Origin of the sequence: Chryseobacterium mucoviscidosis (assembly GCF_002177115.1) — a bacterium.
GTDB lineage: Bacteria > Bacteroidota > Bacteroidia > Flavobacteriales > Weeksellaceae > Chryseobacterium > Chryseobacterium mucoviscidosis.
In genome coordinates, this window is record NZ_MVAG01000122.1 from 70,803 (window position 1) to 92,642 (window position 21,840).

19 protein-coding genes are annotated in these 21,840 nt (G+C 36.2%); 14 read left to right on the top strand and 5 right to left on the bottom strand.

Annotated elements, in window-relative coordinates; translation table 11 throughout:
• Positions 1-144 precede the first annotated feature (144 nt).
• The 6 genes from B0E34_RS12190 (at position 145) to B0E34_RS12215 (ending at position 7,663) form a co-directional block, all read left to right on the top strand.
• Entirely contained in the window at positions 145-945 is an 801-nt protein-coding gene (locus B0E34_RS12190) for a Cof-type HAD-IIB family hydrolase (RefSeq protein ID WP_087709801.1), read from the top strand.
• Between the two features lie 285 nt (positions 946-1,230).
• Positions 1,231-3,273 carry a CTQ-dependent lysine 6-oxidase LodA gene (lodA, locus tag B0E34_RS12195; RefSeq protein ID WP_087709803.1) on the top strand — a complete coding sequence of 681 codons (2,043 nt, stop codon included), beginning with the start codon at positions 1,231-1,233 and terminating at the stop codon, positions 3,271-3,273.
• 1 nt (position 3,274) lies between these two features.
• Positions 3,275-4,378: a lysine-epsilon-oxidase maturase LodB gene (gene lodB, locus B0E34_RS12200; RefSeq protein WP_087709805.1), complete on the top strand. Its 1,104-nt coding sequence runs from the start codon at positions 3,275-3,277 to the stop codon at positions 4,376-4,378.
• Between the two features lie 277 nt (positions 4,379-4,655).
• Positions 4,656-5,366: a glycohydrolase toxin TNT-related protein gene (locus B0E34_RS12205; protein WP_087709806.1), complete on the top strand. Its 711-nt coding sequence runs from the start codon at positions 4,656-4,658 to the stop codon at positions 5,364-5,366.
• 12 nt (positions 5,367-5,378) lie between these two features.
• The gene (locus B0E34_RS12210) at positions 5,379-5,795 is read left to right on the top strand and encodes a hypothetical protein (protein WP_087709808.1); all 417 of its coding nucleotides are present in this window, start codon (positions 5,379-5,381) and stop codon (positions 5,793-5,795) included.
• Between the two features lie 143 nt (positions 5,796-5,938).
• Positions 5,939-7,663, top strand: coding sequence for an SNIPE associated domain-containing protein (locus tag B0E34_RS12215; protein WP_087709810.1), 1,725 nt, complete (start codon positions 5,939-5,941; stop codon positions 7,661-7,663).
• Between the two features lie 53 nt (positions 7,664-7,716).
• Here the strand turns inward: B0E34_RS12215 and B0E34_RS12220 are convergent, their stop codons facing one another.
• Positions 7,717-8,133: a hypothetical protein gene (locus tag B0E34_RS12220; protein WP_087709812.1), complete on the bottom strand. Its 417-nt coding sequence runs from the start codon at positions 8,131-8,133 to the stop codon at positions 7,717-7,719.
• Between the two features lie 242 nt (positions 8,134-8,375).
• A complete protein-coding gene (locus B0E34_RS12225) occupies positions 8,376-9,569 on the bottom strand; it encodes an MFS transporter (RefSeq protein WP_087709813.1) in 1,194 nt (397 codons plus the stop codon).
• Between the two features lie 196 nt (positions 9,570-9,765).
• Between B0E34_RS12225 and B0E34_RS12230 the strand changes: the two genes are divergently transcribed.
• Entirely contained in the window at positions 9,766-11,349 is a 1,584-nt protein-coding gene (locus B0E34_RS12230) for a Na+/H+ antiporter (RefSeq protein ID WP_087709815.1), read from the top strand.
• Here B0E34_RS12230 and B0E34_RS12235 read toward each other — a convergent pair.
• Positions 11,335-11,667 (bottom strand): hypothetical protein, encoded by a 333-nt coding sequence (locus B0E34_RS12235; RefSeq protein WP_087709817.1) that lies wholly within the window; start codon positions 11,665-11,667, stop codon positions 11,335-11,337. The genes B0E34_RS12230 and B0E34_RS12235 overlap by 15 nt on opposite strands.
• 842 nt (positions 11,668-12,509) lie before the next feature.
• On the opposite strand from B0E34_RS12235, the gene B0E34_RS12240 reads away from it, so the two are divergent.
• From B0E34_RS12240 to dnaX, 3 genes are all read left to right on the top strand, one after another.
• On the top strand, positions 12,510-13,769 hold the full coding sequence (locus B0E34_RS12240) for an aminotransferase class I/II-fold pyridoxal phosphate-dependent enzyme (RefSeq protein ID WP_087709819.1): 1,260 nt from the start codon (positions 12,510-12,512) through the stop codon (positions 13,767-13,769).
• A 7-nt stretch (positions 13,770-13,776) separates the two neighbouring features.
• Positions 13,777-14,406, top strand: a complete 630-nt coding sequence (locus B0E34_RS12245; protein ID WP_087709820.1) for a TetR/AcrR family transcriptional regulator — start codon at positions 13,777-13,779, stop codon at positions 14,404-14,406.
• A gap of 98 nt (positions 14,407-14,504) precedes the next feature.
• On the top strand, positions 14,505-15,590 hold the full coding sequence (gene dnaX / locus B0E34_RS12250; RefSeq protein WP_087709822.1) for a DNA polymerase III subunit gamma/tau: 1,086 nt from the start codon (positions 14,505-14,507) through the stop codon (positions 15,588-15,590).
• Between the two features lie 61 nt (positions 15,591-15,651).
• On the opposite strand, the gene B0E34_RS21335 is transcribed toward dnaX, so the two are convergent.
• Complete coding sequence (locus B0E34_RS21335; protein ID WP_165762984.1) at positions 15,652-15,828, bottom strand: hypothetical protein; 177 nt, start codon at positions 15,826-15,828, stop codon at positions 15,652-15,654.
• Positions 15,829-15,922: 94 nt separating this feature from the next.
• Here B0E34_RS21335 and B0E34_RS12255 point away from each other — a divergent pair, with 94 nt between their 5' ends.
• The 4 genes from B0E34_RS12255 to B0E34_RS12270 all read left to right on the top strand — a co-directional run bounded on the left by B0E34_RS12255 (position 15,923) and on the right by B0E34_RS12270 (position 19,700).
• Entirely contained in the window at positions 15,923-16,210 is a 288-nt protein-coding gene (locus B0E34_RS12255) for a DUF8439 domain-containing protein (protein ID WP_503327696.1), read from the top strand.
• A gap of 489 nt (positions 16,211-16,699) precedes the next feature.
• Positions 16,700-17,779: a chorismate mutase gene (locus tag B0E34_RS12260; protein ID WP_076390562.1), complete on the top strand. Its 1,080-nt coding sequence runs from the start codon at positions 16,700-16,702 to the stop codon at positions 17,777-17,779.
• A 149-nt stretch (positions 17,780-17,928) separates the two neighbouring features.
• Complete coding sequence (rsgA, locus tag B0E34_RS12265; RefSeq protein WP_087709826.1) at positions 17,929-18,855, top strand: ribosome small subunit-dependent GTPase A; 927 nt, start codon at positions 17,929-17,931, stop codon at positions 18,853-18,855.
• Positions 18,856-19,283: 428 nt separating this feature from the next.
• A complete protein-coding gene (locus tag B0E34_RS12270; protein ID WP_076390425.1) occupies positions 19,284-19,700 on the top strand; it encodes a nucleoside-diphosphate kinase in 417 nt (138 codons plus the stop codon).
• Positions 19,701-19,754: 54 nt separating this feature from the next.
• On the opposite strand, the gene B0E34_RS12275 is transcribed toward B0E34_RS12270, so the two are convergent.
• Complete coding sequence (locus tag B0E34_RS12275; RefSeq protein WP_087709827.1) at positions 19,755-21,596, bottom strand: alpha-L-fucosidase; 1,842 nt, start codon at positions 21,594-21,596, stop codon at positions 19,755-19,757.
• Between the last annotated feature and the right edge of the window lie 244 nt (positions 21,597-21,840).

The window sequence follows — 21,840 nt, forward strand, 5'->3', positions numbered from 1 at the left end:
TGATTATTTTAAAATAAACGATTTTATCAATCTAAATTTATCAATATGATTTTCTGTTAACCATTTCGTAAAATTGAGAACCTGTAATTTAAAACAATAGCAATATCTTTGTATTATAAATTAGAATTACAGTAAAATATTTTTATGAATGATATTAAAATGATTGTGACAGATATGGACGGAACGTTCCTGAATTCTTCCCATGAGGTAAGTCCGGAATTTCCGAAAATATATGAAGAACTGAAAAAGAGAAATATTTTATTTGTTCCTGCAAGCGGAAGGCAGATGTTCGGGATTACCAAATATTTTGGTGAGATAGAAAGTGAAATGGCGTTCATCGCTGAAAACGGAGGGTACGTTATTTACAAAAATGAAGAGCTTTTTGCAGATCAGCTTGATCCAAAATATATCACGGAAATTATCGCAGCAATCAGAACAATTCCCGGAGCAACGGCAGTTTTGTCGGGGAAGAAAAAAGCATATTTTGAAACCGAGAATCAGGATTTTATTGATTATGTTTCCCAGTTTTATACAGATAACGAGCGGAGAGAAGATCTTACGCAGGAAATTGATGACAGTATTTTTAAAGTTGCGGTATATCATTCCGGTGGTTCGGAATTAAACGTTTATCCTGTATTAAAAGATTTTGAAAAATATGATTTGGAGGTAGTGGTTTCCGGTCAGTATTGGCTGGATATCATGAACAAGAATATCAATAAAGGAATGGCACTGGAAAAACTGCAGAAAGCTTTGGATATTACTCCACAGCAGACTATGGCTTTTGGAGATTATATGAATGATATTCAGATGCTTGAAAATTCAAAACATTCTTATGCGATGCAGAATGCGCATCCTCTGGTAAAAAAAGCGGCAAGTTTTGAAGCCGGTTCTAATGATCATTTTGGAGTTCTTAAAGTAATTAAAGATTATTTAAATATCGATTAAAACTTTCATTTATAATAATTTAAACCTTCAGATTTTATATCCGAAGGTTTTTTACTTATTAAACGTTTAATTAATAATATTAAACTGTTTATGATTATTGTTAATTTAAAGTTTTCAATTTATTTATAATAATTTCACCAATATATGAGAAAAATATTTTAAATTTATCATCGAAATAATTGCTGCTTTTTGCGAGTGATATTTATAAAACAAACTAAACAACCATTTATAAAAGGCGGAACCGAAAAGCCAATAAAAGAGTAGGGAAAACTAAATAATTAAACCATGAATCTATCAATTCACCCATCAGTAGGTGTTGCCCGATTAGGGAATAGCACAACTGAAATCTGCCTGTCTCCGGACACCATCGGTGGTCTGCCGTTTGATGCCGATAACAATGGGAATTCCTTAGGACCGATTACCTCCTTTAAAGATGCTGCAGGTCTTATCAAAAGACAGGGACAGCCTTTTAAAATCCTTTCAGACACAGGAGAAGAAATCACATTAGACACTCCGAATGTAGCTTCTATCGAATGGACGGTGCATTTGGCGAACAAAAAAGCAGCGTGGTATCAGTACAGCGAGCTTCAGGGGAATCTTTTGTACGGTCAGGAAAACAGCTACGAAAATCAGAAAATTCCTTTCAGAAATCCCGATGTACCGCAGAATGACAGGCAAACTTTAATCGTAGATCCGGGACCAAGAACCATTTCCGGCAAACAAAGTTCGATAGGATTTGATAAAGATAATGTTCCTTCGGGCTATCCTGCGCAATATCCTCCACAGAAAGTTTTATACGGAGTTCCGGTGGTTACGTTGGGAGATCTTCTCACGGATAATTCGGGAAGACTGGTTGTTTTGGGAGGCTTTGGTCATGCGGGCGGAAATTTACCTTTGACAAGTTATGGAGGTTCCAGTACATGGCACGACGATATCTCGGACGGACCTGTTTACTGTACGGTAAACTTTAACGACGGAACGCCTTCGGTTTCTCTCACGGCATGGGTTGTGATCGGATCGCCGGATTTCGCACCGGAAATTGTGAATATTTCAAATTTAAGCGACACGATGTTCGATGTCGGGGTAAGAAATTTCAATCTGGTTCCTGAGATGTACAGCAACGGAAATTATAATCCAAGCTTTCAGGCAAATTTCCAGAGAGATATTTTACCAATTATCAACAGAATCAGCAAATATCAATGGGTTGCGAATGTACAGTCGATGATGGCTTTTACCAGCAATATTTTTGATTTTACAGACAATTCTGAGGCAAACCGCCAAAACAGACAGAATTATTTTTCATATTTCAGACAAAATGATGCTCAGCCGCCGGTTCCTCCTAATTTACCACAGGAACAGCTTTTGAAAGAAAACGGAACCGATATTTTCCCGATGATGCCTTTAAATTCAGGCAGCAACTCGGTGAGCAATATTAATATCATGAAATTCATGGCACTGGATGAAACACAGCTTTTCCTGATGCAGCAATGGGCAGACGGAAATTTTGTAAGCGATCCGAATTACGAACAATATCCTGTAAATGCCATGGATGCAGCAAGTGTAGGAAATTGTGTAGGACTTCCGATGTGTCCGGGAATTGAAGTAACCTGGAATTTACAGAATCCTATTATTTATGCAAATCCTTATAGAATTTTACAGTACGGAAACGAACAGCAATATGAAGCACAAGGTTTAACGCCGTCTCGCGATGAATGTGAAGGCGGAGGTTGTGAACCGGGAGATCTTACCAAAAGAATGGCTTGTCCATGGCAGGCAGATTTCTTCCAGTGTACCATTCAGTTAATTAACTTTACAGATCCGTCTGTAAACAAGGCGGGTTCTCCACCTGCACCGCTTCCTCCAACATATTATTCTTACTGGTGGCCGCCTCAAAGCCCATGGGATGTTTTAGTAGGCGAATTTACCGCTGAAGGTCAGTCGGCTACCAATGTTCCGGCAGGACAGCAGATGAACTACGCGCGTGGAATCAACAGTTTTACGCAGATGGTTCAGTACTGGTACGCACTAGGATTTATCAGAGATAAAAATTCTCACAGCGCAGGTTTCCCATTCTTTGTGGAAACTGAAAGAAATAACGAAATATTTACATATGACAATGTTCCTGTAAGCCAGATCAGTGGAAATGAGGAAGATGATGAAACCACAATTCCGGTTTTCTACATCGAAAAGAAAACACAGGTGGTTACCGAAAGAAGTGAAAAAGGAAGAATGATGATGGAACATCTGGAAGAGGTAGGATTTAAAGAAATTGCTGTTGCAGCAGACCGTATGCCGTTACCTCGTTCCGGAACGCGAAACAGAAGATAAAATGCAAAACTTGTTAGAAACTAATGTATTAATTGTCGGTGGAGGTCCAGCAGGGACTTCCGCCGCTTTAAGTCTGCTTAAATATTCTGACCTGAAAGTAGTTATCGTAGAAGAAACCAGTCTGGAATCTGTAAAAATAGGTGAACAGGTGAACTCAAGTATTTTTGATCTTCTTCACTATATGGGAATTGAAAAAACAGCTTTAGATCAGAATAATTTTATCAGGGGATACAGCAGTACTGCAGCTTGGGGAAGCGAAAGACTGATGGTTCGCGATTCTATTTTCAATACGGAAACCGAGAGTTTTCAGCTTAACCGGGAAGAATTTGATTATCTTCTTCTGGAAAATGTATCAGAAAAAGGCGGAATTATTTTTCCGAGAACGAAATGCCTGTCTTTTGATCAGGATGAAAACAATCAATGGACGGTAGATGTAAAACACGAAACCAAAGGAAACTTCACGATAAAAGCAGATTATCTGATCGATGCAACCGGAAGAATGGGAAGTGTCTGCCGGAAAATAGGAGTTCAGTCAAAACGGTATGACGAACTTGCTGCGATCGGAAGATTTTTTTATTTTGATGAATATCAGACTATTGAGCAGACCATCATGATAGAATCTATTGAAGACGGGTGGTGGTACTGTGCTTCTCTGCCGAATCATAAGATGACGCTTACTTTTTTTTCCGATGCACAGATTATTAAAGAAAAAAAGCTTGAAAATACCGAAAACTGGAGCAGGTTATTATCAAAAACAAAACACATTCAGCATAAAATATCAAAAGCGGCTTCCGAAGGAAAACCCTGGGTAAAAAATGCATTTTCTCAGATTGCAGACATCCGTTCAAGCAAAAATTTTCTGGCGGTGGGAGATGCAGCCGCATCATTTGATCCTATTTCATCCATGGGGATCGGTTTTGCCATAAGTTCTGCCTGTCACGCTGCAAAAGCGATTATTGATGCAGATTCAGGACACGAAAATACTTTTGTTAACTATCAGGAAAACATTAATAAAATTTATCATAATTATCTCACAACGAAGACATTTTTTTATCAGAAAGAACAACGCTGGAGCGATGCTGTGTTTTGGAAAAAAAGGATTTAAGAGGTTGGGATATGAAATTAAATTAGTAATGGCAGCCTCATAACGATCTGTGAGGCTGTTTTTTGCTTTAACATTTTTAAAATATTGATTGTCCGTTTATTAACCTAAAGCTTCGACAGGCTCAGCTTGACATCGCTAGAAATCAATCGTTTAGTATTAGAGGTGTCACACTGAGCTTGTCGAAGTGCCTGTTATAAATAATTGATTTTCATATCAGTGCATAGTAATAGGTTGTTTAACGGATATTCAAATTTAAAATTAATAACTATTGAAATATATGAAAAAACTACTCAATTACATTTCGTTTCTGTCGGTTTTACTGTTTTCCGTAGCATGTACTTCTTCCACTATAGAAGATGAAAATGCACCCAGTGAAGTAACCACGGTATTTTATAAAAACGCCGATGAACTCGCTGCAACTTATGATCCTTCGAATACAGTAAATCAGACCTTAAGAAATCAGATTTACGATTTATACAAACAAGGGAAATGGAGCGAGCTGGAATCTGTTTTTAAAGTGAATAACCTGAACGGAGGTTGGCCGCCTGCAAACGGAGGTTACAATATTGTGGATAATACAGATTTCACCGCCGGACAAAAATACGACCGCTACAGCGGGGCAATAGGAACGTACAGCGGAACCGGAGCACCCACTCTGGGAGGAAATTTCACCAGTCCGATCATCAATGGCTACGTTTACACTTTTGCTCAACGCGCTCTTAACAAACCTGAAAATGCCTATGATTTTTATTATGAAATAGAAGTTTTGAATAATTTGCTACCTTTCAAGGGACAATCGGCAGACATTATTCCGTGGTTCGGGCAGGTTGGGAAAGGAAAACAGACGATGTGGAAAATTCCTCTGGATCCTTCAACCGGCTACACAAAAACATGGAATAAACTTGCGCAGGAAGGTTACATTAAAGTAACGATAAAAAGAAGTCCGAGCGGAAATTATCCTTCAGCGGTTGGAATGGTGATTCAATAAATTTAACTGAAAATGTACGCAATAACAAAGAAAATACAGATTGTAAATAAGGCAGATATTCCTAAAGATTCGTTTATCAATAATGAAATCAGTCCGTCTGCGAAACTGAAATTCATCTGTTATAAATGCAGTCATGAAAATCTGTTGAAAATTACTCCTTACGAATCAGGGTTTCCGGTTTTTCAACTCTATCATGAAAATAAAATTCTATCTATCAATGATTTACTTAAGAATTCAATGATAAAAGAGACACAAAAGAATATGCTTCATGTCGGAGAATTTACATTTAATGATTTACCGACGTTGTACTTCGGGACAGACTGCGAATCCTGCGCTGCAAAATACATCGTAATTTTCAGTTATGGCGAAAAACAACCGGGACTGGAAATACTTTCTGTTTCCGGAATATGGGAATATGCAGAGGCATAATATTTTTTTAGAAGGTGTGTTTTGGCTTCAAATCGAAGATTTGAAGCCAAATTTTTTTATGAACTTATGGAAAACCATAATCAGCAGATGTTCTAAAATTGTATTATTGCCTCATCTCATCATTAAAAAAAGACTTTAATTATATGGAAATTTTAATCATTATTATTTTATCGGTTCTGCTGATTGTTGCATTCAGTAAATCAGGTAAAAATAAAAAACAGGTTTCTGAGAAAGAAGCTCAGATTGCAAATCTTAACAGGGAAATTAATCAGCTCAGAACCGAGATTTCAAATCTGAATTCGGACAAAAAATCTTTACAGGACAAAATCCAGAGATTAAGAGCCGATTTTTCTAATCTGCAGATCGAGAAACGTTTGGTAGATGAAAAGAATATTCAATTAAAGAATCAAAACGATGCTTTAAGCAAATATCAGGACATCATTAATGTTCAGGTAGAATGCGAGTATCTCCTTAAAAGGGCAGAAAGAGACAGTTTAAAATTAAAGGAAAGAGCACAGGGTGAGCTGGATAACGCGCAGCTTCAGGCGAAAGAATCGAGAAGAATGACGAAGGAACTTGTTGAAAAAAGAACCAGAGAAGTTGAATTATTGTATGAAAATGCAGTAAGAGAATCCAAAAGAATTATCGATACTGCTGAAGATAAAGCACTTGCCATTGGAGGAGATGCTTACAGAAGTTTACGGGAAGCCAATGAAATTGCCGAGAGAATAAAAGCAATGAAAAATGTAATAAAAGGCTACGGAAACGAATATATTGTACCTTCTTACACTTTGCTGGATGATCTTGCTGAAGAATTCAGCCACAAAGAAGCCGGAGAAAATCTTAAAAAGCTTCGACAGAATAACAAATTAATGATCACAAGCCGACAAGCCGGAATCTGCGAATATATGGATGAATTCAGAAGAAATATTGCCATAGATTTTGTTATTGATGCTTATAATGGAAAAGTGGAAACGATTTTAAATTCGGTAAAAAAAGACAATTACGGAATTCTGAAACAGAAAATAGATGATGCTTTTCAGTTGGTTAATTTCAATGGAGAAGCCTTCAGAAAAGCCAGAATTTCGGTAGAATATCATGAAGCCCGTCTTGAAGAACTGAAATGGGCGGTTATTGCTCAGGAACTGAAATGGCAGGAACAGGAAGAGCAAAGACAGATCAGGGAACAGATGAGGGAGGAAGAAAAAGCAAGAAGAGAGTATGAAAAAGCCATAAAAGATGCTGAAAAAGAAGAATTAACGTTGAAAAGACTGATTGAAAAAGCAGAATCTCAGGTTGCAAAAGCCAATGAAGAGCAAAGAATGATGTTCCAGCGGAAACTCGAAGAACTTCAGGGGAAATTACTGGTTGCGGAAGAAAAAAATCAAAGAGCAATTTCTATGGCGCAGCAAACGCGCTCAGGAAATGTTTATATTATTTCAAATGTTGGATCATTTGGGGAAGATGTTTACAAAATCGGAATGACAAGACGTCTGGAACCGCTGGATCGTGTTCGTGAGCTTGGAGACGCAAGTGTTCCGTTTGAATTTGATGTTCACGCCATGATTTATTCCGATGATGCTCCGGCTTTGGAAAGACAGCTTCACAAAAAGTTTTTAAAGAACCAGCTTAATAAAATCAATCCGCGGAAAGAATTTTTCAGACTCGGAATTAACGATATTAAAAATTATCTGGAAGATACCGGAATTATCTGCAAATGGACTCTTACCGCAGAAGCAAAACAATATCGCGAAACACTGAAGCTTGAAGAGGAAATGAAAACCAATAAGCAGCTCGAAAAAGAGTGGGAGCAATATCAGGAAGAAGCAGATCCTGTAATTTTGGAAGAAGTACTGGAAGAGGAATAAAAAGACAAAACCACAACCCGAAAGTTGTGGTTTTTTAATGAAAGTATATATTATTAAGATTCGGTGTGCATCAGTCCATAACTTATGGAAGTGGGTTCTTTGCCGAAAAGACAAGAGAAAATATTCTGAAATTCATGGATGTACTTACATTTGATAGAATTTCCGTAGATTTTCAGACCTTCTACAATTTTTTTGGAACTCAGATCAAAATCATATTTAATGAAGGTTTCCGGTCTTTCGTAACGAATACGCTGCTCAGAGCTGTAAGTTCTTGAAAATCCGAATTTTTCCAGCCATTCTTCAGTAATCTGAATGGGTTTGATTGATTTTGCCGGAACAGAAAAACTGTGAAAATCATTTTCAATCTGTACAAAATAATCTTTTTCATCATTCTGGAATATTTCAGTAATCGTATAGATCTGATTTTTATATTCCACTAGATTTTTAATTTTTAAATCTGCAACGTTCATAATATTTTGTGGGTGTTTATGTTATTATTCTAAGGTTAGTGAATGCCTTGTGTAAGAAGTTTTGCAAATACTATGCCTTATGTTTGGAATAATAATTAAGCTATTGTTAAGAATGATTTTTATTTTTATTGTAAATAATTGATATTCATTTATTTAATTTAAATTGAAAATTTTAAACAATATTTAGGAAAGTTAAATTTGTGGTATTTGTGTGGTATATTATGTTAAGTTTAAAAATTTAATTATTCAGTTTTCAGAGATTTATTTTCGATCGTTAGCAGAAATGCAATCATAATGACTGAGATTAATACACCAATAAAGACGTTCCATGAGGTAGAGTGGAGCAGATATCCGGTTCCGCTTCCTAAAAAACTGGATCCGAAATAATAGAAAAGCCAATAAATAGAAGTTGCTGAAGATTTTCCTTCTTTAGCATGCAGTGCCGTCATCTGGCTTGCCATGGTATGGGCAGCAAAAAAGCATAAAGTAAACAATCCCAGTCCGAAAACAACGATATAAATGTTTTCAGAAAGAAGAAGAACAAGTCCCGCTAATAAAAAGAAAATCGAACCCTTCAGGATGTATTTTTTTTCAAATCTTGCAGATAATCTGCTGGTTATCATGGTTCCCAAAACTCCGAAAGTATACATCAGGAAAATAAAAGCAATAAAAACATGGTTTAAAGAAAATGGTTCAGATTCTAAACGGAACGTCATATAATTATAGACGCTTACAAAAGTTCCCATTAATAAAGCGGCAATGAAATACAAACGCAACATATAAGAATCACGGATCAGTCTTTTCATCTGCTTCATTTTTAGGTGATAATCTGTTTTCTGAGGTTTGAAAAATTTTGAATCCGGAAAAAGCCTCCAAAACACCAGTCCCAAAATCAGACTTTGAATCCCGATCATTAAAACAGCATTTCTCCATCCCAATTCTCCTGCGAGAAGAGTTGCCAAAATCCTTCCGCTCATGCCGCCGATGGTGTTTCCGCTGAGGTACATACTGATTGCCAAAGCCACCACAGAGATTTCAACTTCCTCCGTAAGATAAGCCAGAGCCACCGAAGAAACACCGGAAATGACAAAACCTTTTACCATTCCAATAATAATAAGAAGCATCAAACTCGGAATCCATGCGGAAATGATCGTTAAAACTGCCGAAGCAATCAGAGAAAAAACCATCAGTTTCTTTCGCGAAAAACTGTCTGCGCGGAATGCAAAAAAGAAAAGCCCCAAAGCCATTCCGATCGTTGAAGAAGAAACCAACAGAGAGCTGTCTCCAACCGTCGTATGGAAATGTTCCGCAACCATTGGTAATAACGGCTGAAAAAGATAAAGCTGTGCAAATACCGAAAGTCCCGATAAAAATATACACAGTTTGATGTAGTAAAACCGTCTGCTTTTCCTGTCTGCTTTTTCTGAAATATTCATGATGTGCTTAAAAAATCAAGCAAAAAATTATGGAGTTATTTTCATCTGCTAATTTGATGAAATTTTTTAAATCCTTAAAATGTCTTTTTTTAATTGATTTTCTATTGAATTTTTAAATTAACTCAATATTTTCCGGTTAAATTTTTACGGCAGTTTTTCACTTTAATACGTATCTTTAATTCAGAAAAAATTAAAAATGATCGAAAACTTTCCTTTTTATCTCTCACTGATTCTTGCCATTGTCTTTATCATCATGATCGCCAACAAAATAAGGGTTGCCTATCCTGTTTTGTTGGTTGTAGCAGGATTGTTAATCAGTTTTATTCCCAACGTTCCGGTCATCAGAATAGATCCCGAACTTATCTTCATTATCTTTCTTCCGCCTTTGCTGTATGAAGCAGCATGGGCAATTTCCTGGAAAGAACTCTGGAAATGGAGGCGGATTATAGGAAGTTTTGCCTTTGTTGTTGTATTTCTTACCGCAACGACGGTTGCTTTTGTAGCCAATCATTTTATTCCCGGATTTTCTCTTGCTTTAGGATTTCTTTTAGGAGGAATTGTCTCGCCGCCCGATGCGGTAAGTGCGGGAGCGATTCTTAAATTTGTAAAGGTTCAGAAAAGGCTGTCTTCTATTCTGGAAGGAGAAAGTCTTCTGAATGATGCGTCTTCCTTAATCATTTTCCGTTTTGCGATGATTGCTGTTGCAACCGGACAGTTCATTTGGCAGGATGCGGTTTTCAGCTTTTCATGGATGCTGATTGGTGGAATAGGAATCGGATTAATCATTGGCTGGCTGTTCATGAAAGGACATAAAATGCTTCCCACAGATGCCAATATGGATACCATTCTTACCATTGTAGCACCCTATTTAATGTATATTGCGGCAGAAGAAGCGCACAGTTCAGGAGTTTTGGCTGTGGTAAGCGGAGGATTGCTGCTTTCCAATAACCGCCATAATTTTCTCAGTACTTCATCACGTTTGCGTGGACTGAATGTTTGGGAAAGTCTGTCTTTCGTACTCAACGGTCTGGTTTTTATCCTCATTGGTCTGGATCTTCCGGAAATTACTTCAGGTTTGGGAGAAGTAAGTATTTACGCTGCGGTAGGATATGGTTTGCTTGTAACGGCTGTTTTAATCGTGGTAAGAATTCTGTCGGCTTACGGAGCGGTAGTGGTTACTCTAATTGCCCGAAACTTCATCACGGTTGCAGACAACAGAAGTCCAGGATTTAAAGCTCCGATTCTGTTGGGCTGGACCGGAATGAGGGGGGTAGTGTCTTTGGCAGCAGCACTTTCAATTCCCGTAAAACTCTATCCCGATGGTCCGGATTTTCCTCAGCGGAATTTAATTTTATTCATCACGTTTATTGTGATTTTAACGACACTTTTAGTTCAGGGACTTACACTTCCTTACCTTATCAAAAAGATGGAAATCCCTTCCTACAACGATCATTTGCCTGAAGATGAAGCGGAAGAGCTTATCCGTCGGGAAATGGCAAAAATGACTTTAGAGCATCTCAGAAAAAATCACAGCGAATTACTGAAAAAAAGTATGTTTTTGCAGCAGATTCATGAAAAATGGAGAGGAAAAGTGGAAAAAGAGCCCGATATTAAACTATCCTCCGAAATCAAAGACGCTTATCTGGATATTCTCAATGCGCAAAGAGCATGGCTAATTGAACAAAACTATGACAAAAAGCAGCATTTTGATGAAGACCTGATCCGAAGACATCTTGTGAAAATTGATCTGGAAGAAGAGAGACTCTCACTGATTCATTAAAAAAGTTAAAACTTTCTGCAGGTATTCATCCTCTTTTAACACTTTTTCATACGACTGTCTTGCGTACACAGGCGAAAGCTCATAATTCTCCGGTTTTGAATTAATATCGTCATTCTCAATATATTGATTAAGATGATGCGTGTATTCTTTAATCAGCTTATTAATGGTTTTTCTTTTTATTTTGCAAATCGTATTGTTTTTAATCTTCTGCAAAGAATTAAGAATAAAAGATTTATCTCCGTGAAAATTGATCACATTTTTTACATAGGAAAGATTGTGGCTATCCTGCAATACAGAATGGTTTTCTTCAAAAATCATGATAGTGGAAGTTTTTTTAATTGAAAATAGTTTCAGAACACCTGATGATAATTGCAGATCAATTGACGGGTATGGTAAACGACTTTCTCATCATACGGATGATATAGTCTGTAAGAAAAGAATATTGAATGATCATAATAATTACTTTAAGTGAGTGATTGAACGATAAGAGTAGCTGTTATTTTTACACTTCAAATATCCAACCAATTTTTATCATTTTGTTAAATGTATTGAAAATTTGTAACAAAACACTGAATATGTGTGATATTTTGTTGAGTTTATTATTTATGATTGATATTATTGTGGTATGTTTAAATTATTTTTCTTAAAATAATATTTAAAAATCTTAAATTATGTTAAAAAAAATATTTATATTTGCTATAATTCCATTAAGGGTGATTTTAATTGAAATGTTGAAATTTTTCTCTTAGCGGGACTTTTTAAAGACTGAATTAAGTGATTTGGCTTTAAAAAATGTGGACGGTACATTCTAAAAGGACAAATGTTAAGAAAGGCTGATTCTGAAGTTCCCAAAAAAATAGATTTCAGCCTTTTTTATTTCTGATTTTCAATGATATTTTGCAGCAAAAGTTGTAAATTTTCTCTACCAAATCATTACCAAACACATATCCTATTAATTGCTTAATTTTTAAGCTATTGAGGAAATTTTTGTTTTATTCTTTTTTTGTTAATATTTAAATTATTTTAAAGATATAAAGGTTTTTTAAGATTATTTAATACAAATATTTTATGCATAATAAATTTTAATAGAAAATAAATTTATATATTTTTAAAATAATACTATATTTGTTTTAACATTAAACAGCTAACAAAAATTAAGGATGGACATTAACTTTTCAACAGCAACTTTTAAGGATTTCGAAAATATTCCCGGCTTCGATATGATGGAGCGTGCAGACATTTATTATGACTTTCTGGAATACATGAAATCAAACGGACGTCATCACTACAGATTGCAGAATAATACAGGTTGCAGTTCTGTAATGAATGTGGGAACTCACAACGTAACCAGAGAATTTGTAAGCTTTGTTACAAGTGATTATTTAGGGTTTACACAACACCCGAAAGTAAAGCAGGCAGCAATTGAAGGAGTAGAAAAATACGGAACCGGAACGGCGGCAACACCACTTATTGGAGGATATTATTCTTACCACAACGATTTAGAAGCTAAAATTGCTTCCTTTTTTGGGCGTTCTCAGGATGAAGCTGTGATTTTTACAACAGGATACACAACAAACAGTGCGACATTGCAGATCCTGTTGCAGAAAGAAGACATCGCAATTGTAGATATGGCAGTACATGCAAGTGTATATGAAGGATGTATTCTTACCAACAGAAAAACATTTCCGCACAACAATCTGGAGGCTTTGGAACAGATTTTGAAAACATCGGAAAAGCAGTTTCGTACAAAGCTTGTAGTAATAGACGGTGTCTATTCTCAGGATGGAGATACCGCTCCTATTGAAGAAATTTATAAATTAGTAAAAAAATATAACGCCTATCTCATGGTTGATGATGTTCACGGAGTAGGTATTTTAGGGAAAACAGGAAGAGGTACAATTGAAGATACAGGATTGCTGGATAAAATAGATATTATTACGGGAACTTTCAGTAAAACATTCGGTAACCTTGGAGGATATGTAATCGCCAATAAAAGCCTTACCAATTTTATAAGATTCCAGTCCAGACAGCAGATATTTTCAGCAACAACGCCTCCTTCCACGGCTACAGGAATTATAAAAGCCATTGAACTGATAGATGAAGAACCACAATGGAGAGAAAAACTCTGGGAAAACATCAATTACTTTAAAAAAGGACTGAATGATCTGGGGCTGGATACCGGGACAACTTGTTCCGCAGTTGTTCCCGTAAAGATCGGAGATCCGCATATAACGGGCGATGTAGGAAGAATGCTCCTCGAACACGGAGTATATACAAACCCCATTATTTATCCGGCTGTAGCCAGGAAAGATGCCCGAATCAGGATGAGTGTTACCGCAACACATGATAAAGAACATCTTGATAAAACCCTCAATGCCTTTGAGGATATCAATAAAAAGTTGCATATTGCAAAAAAATAAATAACAAATGCCAAGAAAAGTTGTACAGGGCCCTATACGGGACAAAGAAAAAACAAAACAAAAATTGCTTGCTGCTGTTGGAAAAATCCTTAGAACCAAAGGGTACTCAGGATTGAAAGTGAGTAAAATAGCAGCAGTGGCAGGCTTTGATAAAAAATTAATTTACGAATATTTCGGAAGCACCGAAAAGCTTATCGACGAATACATCAGATCTCAGGATTACTGGAGCAAAATGAACCAGGATAATATCCATGTGGATTTTTCAGACGGAGGTAAAGAGCTTTCTAAAGTTGCCATTCTTAATCAGTTTGAGCACATCAAGAAAAACAAAGAACTTCAGAAGATTATTCTTTGGGGATTATCAGAAAGCAAACCGATTCTGAAAAAAGTAGCCGATGAGAGAGAAGAAATGGGAGAAATGCTTTTCACGAATATTGTAGATCCGCATTTTAAGGATAAATCTACAAGGTATCGTGCCATTGCAGCACTTCTGGTTTCCGGGGCTTATTATCTTAACCTTTACACAGCTCACAATGCAAGTATATTCTGCGGAATAGACCTGAAAAGTGATGAAGGAAGAAAAGAAATAGAAAAGGCGATTACCGAAATCATCGATTTTGCTTACGAAGAAAGATAATATGAGAAAAGTTTACTATTGTCAGAACAGAGTTATTTTAAAAGTAATTTAAAAGAATTTCATTTTTAAGTTACAACAATATTTCTTATTTTTGACCAATGGAAAATTTTATCGTATCTGCACGAAAATATCGCCCGCAGCAGTTTGATACTGTTGTTGGGCAGTCTCATATTACGGATACTTTAGAACACGCTATTGAAGAAAATCAATTGGCTCAGGCACTGCTGTTCTGTGGTCCGAGAGGAGTAGGGAAAACTACCTGTGCCAGAATTCTGGCGAGAAAGATCAATGAAAAGGACGGATCAGTTTCGGAAGACGGTTTTGCCTACAATATTTATGAGCTGGATGCCGCATCGAACAACTCTGTAGATGATATCAGAGAATTGATCGATCAGGTACGTTTTGCGCCTCAGGTTGGTAAATATAAAGTGTATATTATCGACGAGGTTCATATGCTCTCTTCTGCAGCCTTCAATGCTTTCCTTAAAACACTTGAGGAACCGCCTGCTCATGCTATTTTTATCTTAGCGACTACCGAAAAGCATAAAATTATTCCTACCATTTTATCCCGCTGTCAGATCTATGATTTCAAAAGAATCGTAATTGAAGACATTCAGGGACATCTTAGGAATATCGCTCAGAAAGAGAATATTCAATACGAAGATGATGCATTGTATCTTATTGCCCAGAAAGCAGACGGAGCTTTAAGAGATGCACTTTCCATCTTCGACAGGCTTTCTACATTTTCCCAAAAGAATATTACACTCGCAAAAGCCGCAGAAGTTTTAAATATTCTGGATTACGACCAGTACTTAAAAATTGTAGATTTAGCCAAAGAAAATAAAATTCCCGAAGTTCTTTCCGCATTTAACGAAATTGTAAAAAAAGGATTTGATCCTCATATTTTCATCGCAGGATTGGGAAGTCATTTCAGAGACCTTATGATGGCACAGAATACTTCAACCATTGATCTGATAGAAGTAGGAGAGCAGACTAAGACAAAGTTTGTAGAACAGGCTCAGAAATGGAATCCGCAACAGCTCATTGATGCTATTGAGATTTGCAATCATGCAGACATCAATTATAAAAATTCCAAAAATCCAAGACTTACGGTAGAAATTGCTTTAATGCAATTGGCTTCTTTGACGGCTAATTCAGACGTTGCTAAAAAAAAAAGTTTATAATTCTGGCTCCGTTTCTCAGTGATAAGCAGGAAGTAAAAATCCCCGTAAAACCTACGGAAACTCAGGAACAGAAACCTAAACAGGAGCAACCTTCTGAAAGTCCGGAACTTCCCGTTGTTGCGGAGATCAAAAAAACCTCAAAACCTTTATCGAGACCCGGAATTTCTTCAGGTTTCAGCATCAGTTCTTTTTTAAACAAAGAAGAAACAACTGTTGTAGAAGAAAAAGTTGTAGCCAAAACAGAACAGCTTCCCCAAAATCACTTTACCGAAACAGATCTTCAGGCAGAGTGGAATTTACTGCTCAAGCAGCTTCAGAGAAAAGATGCCATTATTTTCAATGCCATTAAATCTTTCAAAATGATAAAATCCGGAGAAAATGAAATTACCGTTTTGTTTCCTTCCGATTCTGCAAAAGCTGAGTTTGATAAAGTAAGCCGTGAATTTTTTAATCATTTTAAAACGAAAGTTCACAATCATTCCATTCAGGTTGCATATAAAAGAGATGCCGAAAATCTGAAAGTAGAAGTAATGACTCCAAGAAAGAAGTTTGAAAAGTTTGTTAAATTAAATCCTTTGCTGAAAGATCTTGATGATCTGATGAAATTCGATTTAACATAATTCTTGTTCCTTAATAATTTTTTCCTGCAGAAAAATCTTTAAGAAAAAGTTTCACAATTTTTATTTAAAAAAAATAGGGTACATGAAACTCTTTTTTAAATAAAATTTATATATTTGTCAGATAATTGAAAAACAAAACGCAGCTTTTTCAGTTAAAATGTAAACAGAAAATCTAGAAATAGATAGTTTATTTTGGAAAAATTAATAAAGTCATATCAATCTGTATTTGCTCCTGCTGAATTCTTTAGCGGACAATTTGGCTTTTCTTTTCCGTATTTTAGAAATTTCAAAACGTATTATCGATTTTATTATTGGTACTGCTAGTATAAATTTCTTTCAAAAAAATCTACAGGAATTATAGATTTCTTCTTATTTCCTGATTCCTTTAAAAAATTTTAACGGCATTTTTTAGAAAGAATTATAAAGTAATTTTATAATGCTTTTTTGTGTTTGAATATGAACAATAACGATAATAGTAAAATTAAAAATATGAATTTAAAAGACTTAAAAAACGAATGGATTAATGAATTCCAGCAGCCCATGATGATTGCGGGACCATGCAGTGCAGAAAGTGAAGCACAAATGCTGGAAATTGCAAAAAGAATCAGGGAAACCAATGCCAATGTTCCGGTTTTCCGTGCAGGAATCTGGAAGCCGCGTACAAAACCGAACGGATTTGAAGGAGTAGGAGTAATCGGTCTGAACTGGCTGAAAAAAGTGAAGGAAGAATACGGTTTTAAAACAGCGACAGAAGTTGCCAATGCACACCACGTTTTTGCAGCTTTGGAAGCAGATGTAGACATTCTTTGGATCGGGGCGCGTTCTACGGTAAATCCTTTTACCGTTCAGGAAATTGCACAGGCATTGAGAGGAACAGACAAAACCGTGTTGGTGAAAAATCCTGTAAATCCGGATCTTGCTTTGTGGATCGGAGCTTTGGAAAGACTTTTAGGTCAGGGAATTACCAACTTGGGAGTTATTCACAGAGGATTTTCTACGTACCAGAAAACAAAATACAGAAACAATCCAAACTGGCAAATTGCTTTGGATTTTAAAAGCCAGTTCCCAAATATCCCGATGCTGATCGACCCTTCACACATCTGCGGAAACAGAACTGGTTTGGCAGACATTACGCAGGAAGCTTTAAACGTAGGTTACCAAGGTGCCATTATAGAAACACACAGCAATCCGGATGAAGCCTGGAGTGATGCTGCACAACAGATTACACCGGAAGTTCTGGCAGAATTAATCGGGAACTTAAAGGTGAGAAATTCAGGATTGGCAGGATTTGAAGGAGAAATGGGAAGACACAGAACGTTAATTTCTGATATTGATTTTCAACTGATTGAAATGCTTGCGCAAAGAATGAAAATTTCTGAGAAAATTGGAAAGCTTAAAAAAGAAAATGATATTGCCATCTTCCAGCCGGAACGTTGGAAAGAAATTACAGAATACGCAACTCAAAAAGCTGTTGAGACCGGAATGACGAAAGAATTCATAGAAAAAGTATTCAAAGCGATCCACGAAGAGTCTATCGAGGTTCAGAACAGCATTATGATTAACAGATAATCTGGTTTTAGAGTCAGAGAGTTTTAGAGTGGGAGAGTATTAGAGTTGGAGAGTGAAAAAGTAATTAGATGACTTTTATAAAAGCTCTCCGGCTCTAAAACTTTAAAAACACTCAAACTAAATTTCCTATATTTGTAGCATCTTACAGTATGAAAGGAAAAATCATTAAATCTACAGGAAGCTGGTATCAGGTTTTGGAAATGGAAACCGGGAAAATCTTCGAAGCAAGAATTCGCGGAAAATTTAAATTGATTAAAACAAGACTTACCAATCCGCTTGCTGTTGGAGATTTTGTAGAATTTCAACTGGAACAGGATGATATTGCGTGGATTACAAAGATCGAGCCCCGCAGGAATTATCTCATCCGAAAATCTGTAAACCTTTCAAAAGAAGCACACATCATCGCTTCAAATATCGATCTTGCCTGTTTTATTTTCACCTTAAAGCATCCTGAAACTTCCCTTGGATTTCTAGACCGTTTTCTCGCGTGTTGCGAAGCATACAATATTACTCCCTTAATTTTATTCAATAAAATTGATGTTCTTCATGAAGAAGAAATTGAGATCGTAAAAGATATTGAGTTTCTATATAATGAAATCGGCTACGATGCTCTGGAAATTTCTTCCTATTCAAAATTAAATCTGGAACAGCTTCAGGAATTGCTGAAAGATAAAACATCTGTTTTCTTCGGACATTCAGGTTGTGGAAAGTCTACTTTGGTGAATGCTTTGCAGCCGGGACTTAACCTGAAAACTTCTGAAATTTCCGATACGCATTTAAAAGGTAAACACACCACAACTTTTGCACAGATGCATTTCTGGGATTTTGGCGGAAACGTAATCGATACTCCCGGAGTGCGTGAATTTGCCATGATCGACATCGAAAAAGAAGAAGTTCAGCATTATTTTCCTGAAATTTTCAAAAAAAGAGAAGAATGCAAATACCACAACTGTCTTCATATTAACGAGCCGAAATGCGCGGTAATTGATGGTCTGGAAACCGGAGAAATTCAGCATTCAAGATATTCTACCTACATTAAATTAATGGAAGAGGCGGAAGAAGCTTCCCAAAAATAGTTTTAACCTTTTACGATCATTTCTTCATCATTATATGGTTTTGATGAATAATTTTTTGTGCCAAAAATTCTTGCTTTGGTAAAAAGTTTCTTGTCATTTTAATTCAATATTAAATCTGGATTTAAGATGAATAAACCTTAATATTCAGCCTGTAAAAACTTAAACATGGGTTTAATTATTTAAAAATCTTGAAGTTAGGCGTAGTTTTTGGAGAATTAAGGGCAATAAAAAACCCAGCCGAAGCTGGGTAAAAACTAATAACCATGAAAACTCAAATTAAACATGAGAATCATAATAAAATAAACAATTACTGTGCCAAAGTTTCGTTCATAAAACCTTAACAAATGTTATTTTTATGTTAAAAATATTTTAAAATTAAAATCAAAAGAATTTTTTGTATTTTTGCGCCATTAAAAAAATATACATTTATGTCTAACATTACATTCACTATGATTAAGCCTGATGCAGTTGCGGACGGACATATCGGTGCTATATTAGGAAAGATCGCAGAAGGTGGTTTCAAAATCAAAGCAATGAAATTGACTCAACTTACTGTTGCTGATGCAAAAAAATTCTATGAAGTTCACGCTGAAAGACCATTCTACGGAGAATTGGTAGATTTCATGAGCTCCGGACCTATCGTTGCTGCTGTTCTTGAGAAAGACAATGCGGTAGAAGATTTCAGAACTTTAATCGGTTCTACTAATCCTGCTGAAGCTGCAGAAGGAACAATCAGAAAAATGTTTGCAAGAAGCATCGGAGAAAACGCTGTTCACGGTTCTGACTCTGACGAAAACGCTCTTATCGAAGCAAAATTCCATTTTTCAGGAAGAGAAATTTTCTAAGAAAAATCATTTCAAAATAAAAAATCCGGAGAAGCTTTCTTCGGATTTTATTTTTTACAGATTGCTTTCAATTGCGCCAACTTTTTCACGGTATAATTCGAGCGGTTTATCTAGCAGAACCGCAATAACTGTTAGGTTTTTATCCAGTTTTTCTTTGGGTACATCAATATAAATAATTCCCGGAACCTCACTCCAGTAAAGCTTATTGTATATTTCATGGCCTAATAAAGTTCCTTCACCCACGATACGGATTCGGGCAATTTCGTTTTTAATACCTTTTAAAGCAATTGGTCCGGTCGGAACTCCTTCCACAAAAAGATAAAGGGTCTGTCTGTCTTTGGAAAGTACAGAGTTTCCTGAAAAATAACCTTCTGGAAGTCCTTTTTCGGTTTCATAGAGTGCTTCTGCGTGTTTGCTGATCCAGTTTAGAATTTCGGGATTGGTTTTATCGGTTTGGGGAAGTTTCATTTCCATTCCGTCCTCTGTTAAACCTGAATTTTTGAAGATGTTGTTTCCCGAATGAAGCTGTTCTGCAATTTCATAGACTGCCGTTTTTGTGTTTTTATTTTCTAAAGATTCAGGAAGAGATAAATTGGGCTTATCATTTTGTACTCTGATCATAGGTTCGTCAATTGATATTTCAACAACGGTTACGTCCTGATCAAATTTTACATGGGAAAAATTGAAAGTGAAATCTCCATTACCGTTACTTTTAATATTAATCTTCGCTTTATCGTCTCCAAGAATTCTGGCAGAAATAATGTTGGTCATTAAACCATATATTTTTACAAAGTCTTTGGCTTCTTCAAGATAGAGGAATAATTTTTTCCGGTCTTTTGAAAATGCAGATTTTCCTTTATAATTGTCGAATGGCAGACCTCGTGTTGTTCCATAAATGGCTTCGGAATTTTTTGTTGTCCATCTTTCTAAGTTCTTTAAAATTTCAACCTGCTGTTCCGGAATGGTTCCGTCTTCTTTCGGAGCGATATCCAACAGTAGATTTCCGCCCATATTAATCACATCCGCCAAAGTTCTTACGATCATATTCGGAGTTTTGTAGTGGTTATCGAAGGGCTGAAATCCCCAGGAATCATTCATGGTGTAGCAAAGTTCCCAGTAATTGCTTTGAGGTTTTACCACAGGAATTCCCTGTTCCGGAGTTTCGTAGTCTCCATGATTTTTCAGTCTTGAATTAACGATAATGTTCGGATTGAATTTTTTCAGATTTTCCAGTGTTTCCGGAGCGCGCCATTCTTCTGATGAGTGTTCCCAATCTCCGTCGAACCACAGAAGATCAGGTTTCAATTGTGAAGAAAGTTCATTTAATTGATTCTGATAATAGGTAACAAAATTTTCCCAGCGTTTCGGATCATTTTTAATTTTGTAACGTTTTTTTGTCCGGGTATTGATGTCGTAATAAGGATGGCTCCAGTCGGGAAGGGAATAGTAAAGTCCGGTTTTCAGGCCTGAATTTTTTAATGCAGAGATCAACGGAGAAAGCACATTTCTTTTGGCTAAGGAATGTTTAGGGATGGTAGTCGATTTTTCAGCTTTTGAATCCCAAAGCGCAACACCATCATGATGTTTTGTGGTAATCACGGCGTATTTTGCTCCGGAATTTTTAATCAGTTTTACCCATTCATCAGGATTATATTTTGAAGCTGAAAAACCGTTGAGCTGTTTCATGTAATTTTCATGACTGATGTAATTATTGAAGAAAGCCCATGATTCCGGAATTCCGTTTACAGAATAAATTCCCCAATGAATAAATATTCCGAGTTTGGCATCCTGAAACCATTCCATTTTTTGATTTTCCTGAGGCTGATTTTGTGCAAAATATTTTCCTGAAGATAAAACCAGACCTAAAGATAATATGCCGATTAATTTCCCTTTCATTTTTTTCTTTTTGTGATCTAAAAATACTTAAAAGAACTTTAAAAAGCTGCTGTATTTATTATTGGATGATTAAAACCTTTCTGTTCTTCGGGGTTAAGTAGAAATACCGAGATTAAAATTCCGTGTTTTTACGGATGTTTTTGTCCTCATTTATTGCCATCTTTACATCAGCATTAGAGAAGGAAAATTTAAGCATTAAACTCTTCAAAACTAATAACCATTAAAGGCTCAGATTTTCATTAAG

Coding starts and splice junctions, on each gene's coding strand:
- B0E34_RS12215 (WP_087709810.1), top strand. CDS start 5,939: ATGGAAATTTTAATCATTATTATTTTATCGGTTCTGCTGATTGTTGCA.
- B0E34_RS12205 (WP_087709806.1), top strand. CDS start 4,656: ATGAAAAAACTACTCAATTACATTTCGTTTCTGTCGGTTTTACTGTTT.
- lodB (WP_087709805.1), top strand. CDS start 3,275: ATGCAAAACTTGTTAGAAACTAATGTATTAATTGTCGGTGGAGGTCCA.
- B0E34_RS12210 (WP_087709808.1), top strand. CDS start 5,379: ATGTACGCAATAACAAAGAAAATACAGATTGTAAATAAGGCAGATATT.
- B0E34_RS12275 (WP_087709827.1), bottom strand. CDS start 21,596: ATGAAAGGGAAATTAATCGGCATATTATCTTTAGGTCTGGTTTTATCT.
- B0E34_RS12240 (WP_087709819.1), top strand. CDS start 12,510: ATGGACATTAACTTTTCAACAGCAACTTTTAAGGATTTCGAAAATATT.
- B0E34_RS12270 (WP_076390425.1), top strand. CDS start 19,284: ATGTCTAACATTACATTCACTATGATTAAGCCTGATGCAGTTGCGGAC.
- lodA (WP_087709803.1), top strand. CDS start 1,231: ATGAATCTATCAATTCACCCATCAGTAGGTGTTGCCCGATTAGGGAAT.
- dnaX (WP_087709822.1), top strand. CDS start 14,505: ATGGAAAATTTTATCGTATCTGCACGAAAATATCGCCCGCAGCAGTTT.
- B0E34_RS12225 (WP_087709813.1), bottom strand. CDS start 9,569: ATGAATATTTCAGAAAAAGCAGACAGGAAAAGCAGACGGTTTTACTAC.
- B0E34_RS12230 (WP_087709815.1), top strand. CDS start 9,766: ATGATCGAAAACTTTCCTTTTTATCTCTCACTGATTCTTGCCATTGTC.
- B0E34_RS12235 (WP_087709817.1), bottom strand. CDS start 11,667: ATGATTTTTGAAGAAAACCATTCTGTATTGCAGGATAGCCACAATCTT.
- B0E34_RS12260 (WP_076390562.1), top strand. CDS start 16,700: ATGAATTTAAAAGACTTAAAAAACGAATGGATTAATGAATTCCAGCAG.
- B0E34_RS12190 (WP_087709801.1), top strand. CDS start 145: ATGAATGATATTAAAATGATTGTGACAGATATGGACGGAACGTTCCTG.
- B0E34_RS12220 (WP_087709812.1), bottom strand. CDS start 8,133: ATGAACGTTGCAGATTTAAAAATTAAAAATCTAGTGGAATATAAAAAT.
- rsgA (WP_087709826.1), top strand. CDS start 17,929: ATGAAAGGAAAAATCATTAAATCTACAGGAAGCTGGTATCAGGTTTTG.
- B0E34_RS12245 (WP_087709820.1), top strand. CDS start 13,777: ATGCCAAGAAAAGTTGTACAGGGCCCTATACGGGACAAAGAAAAAACA.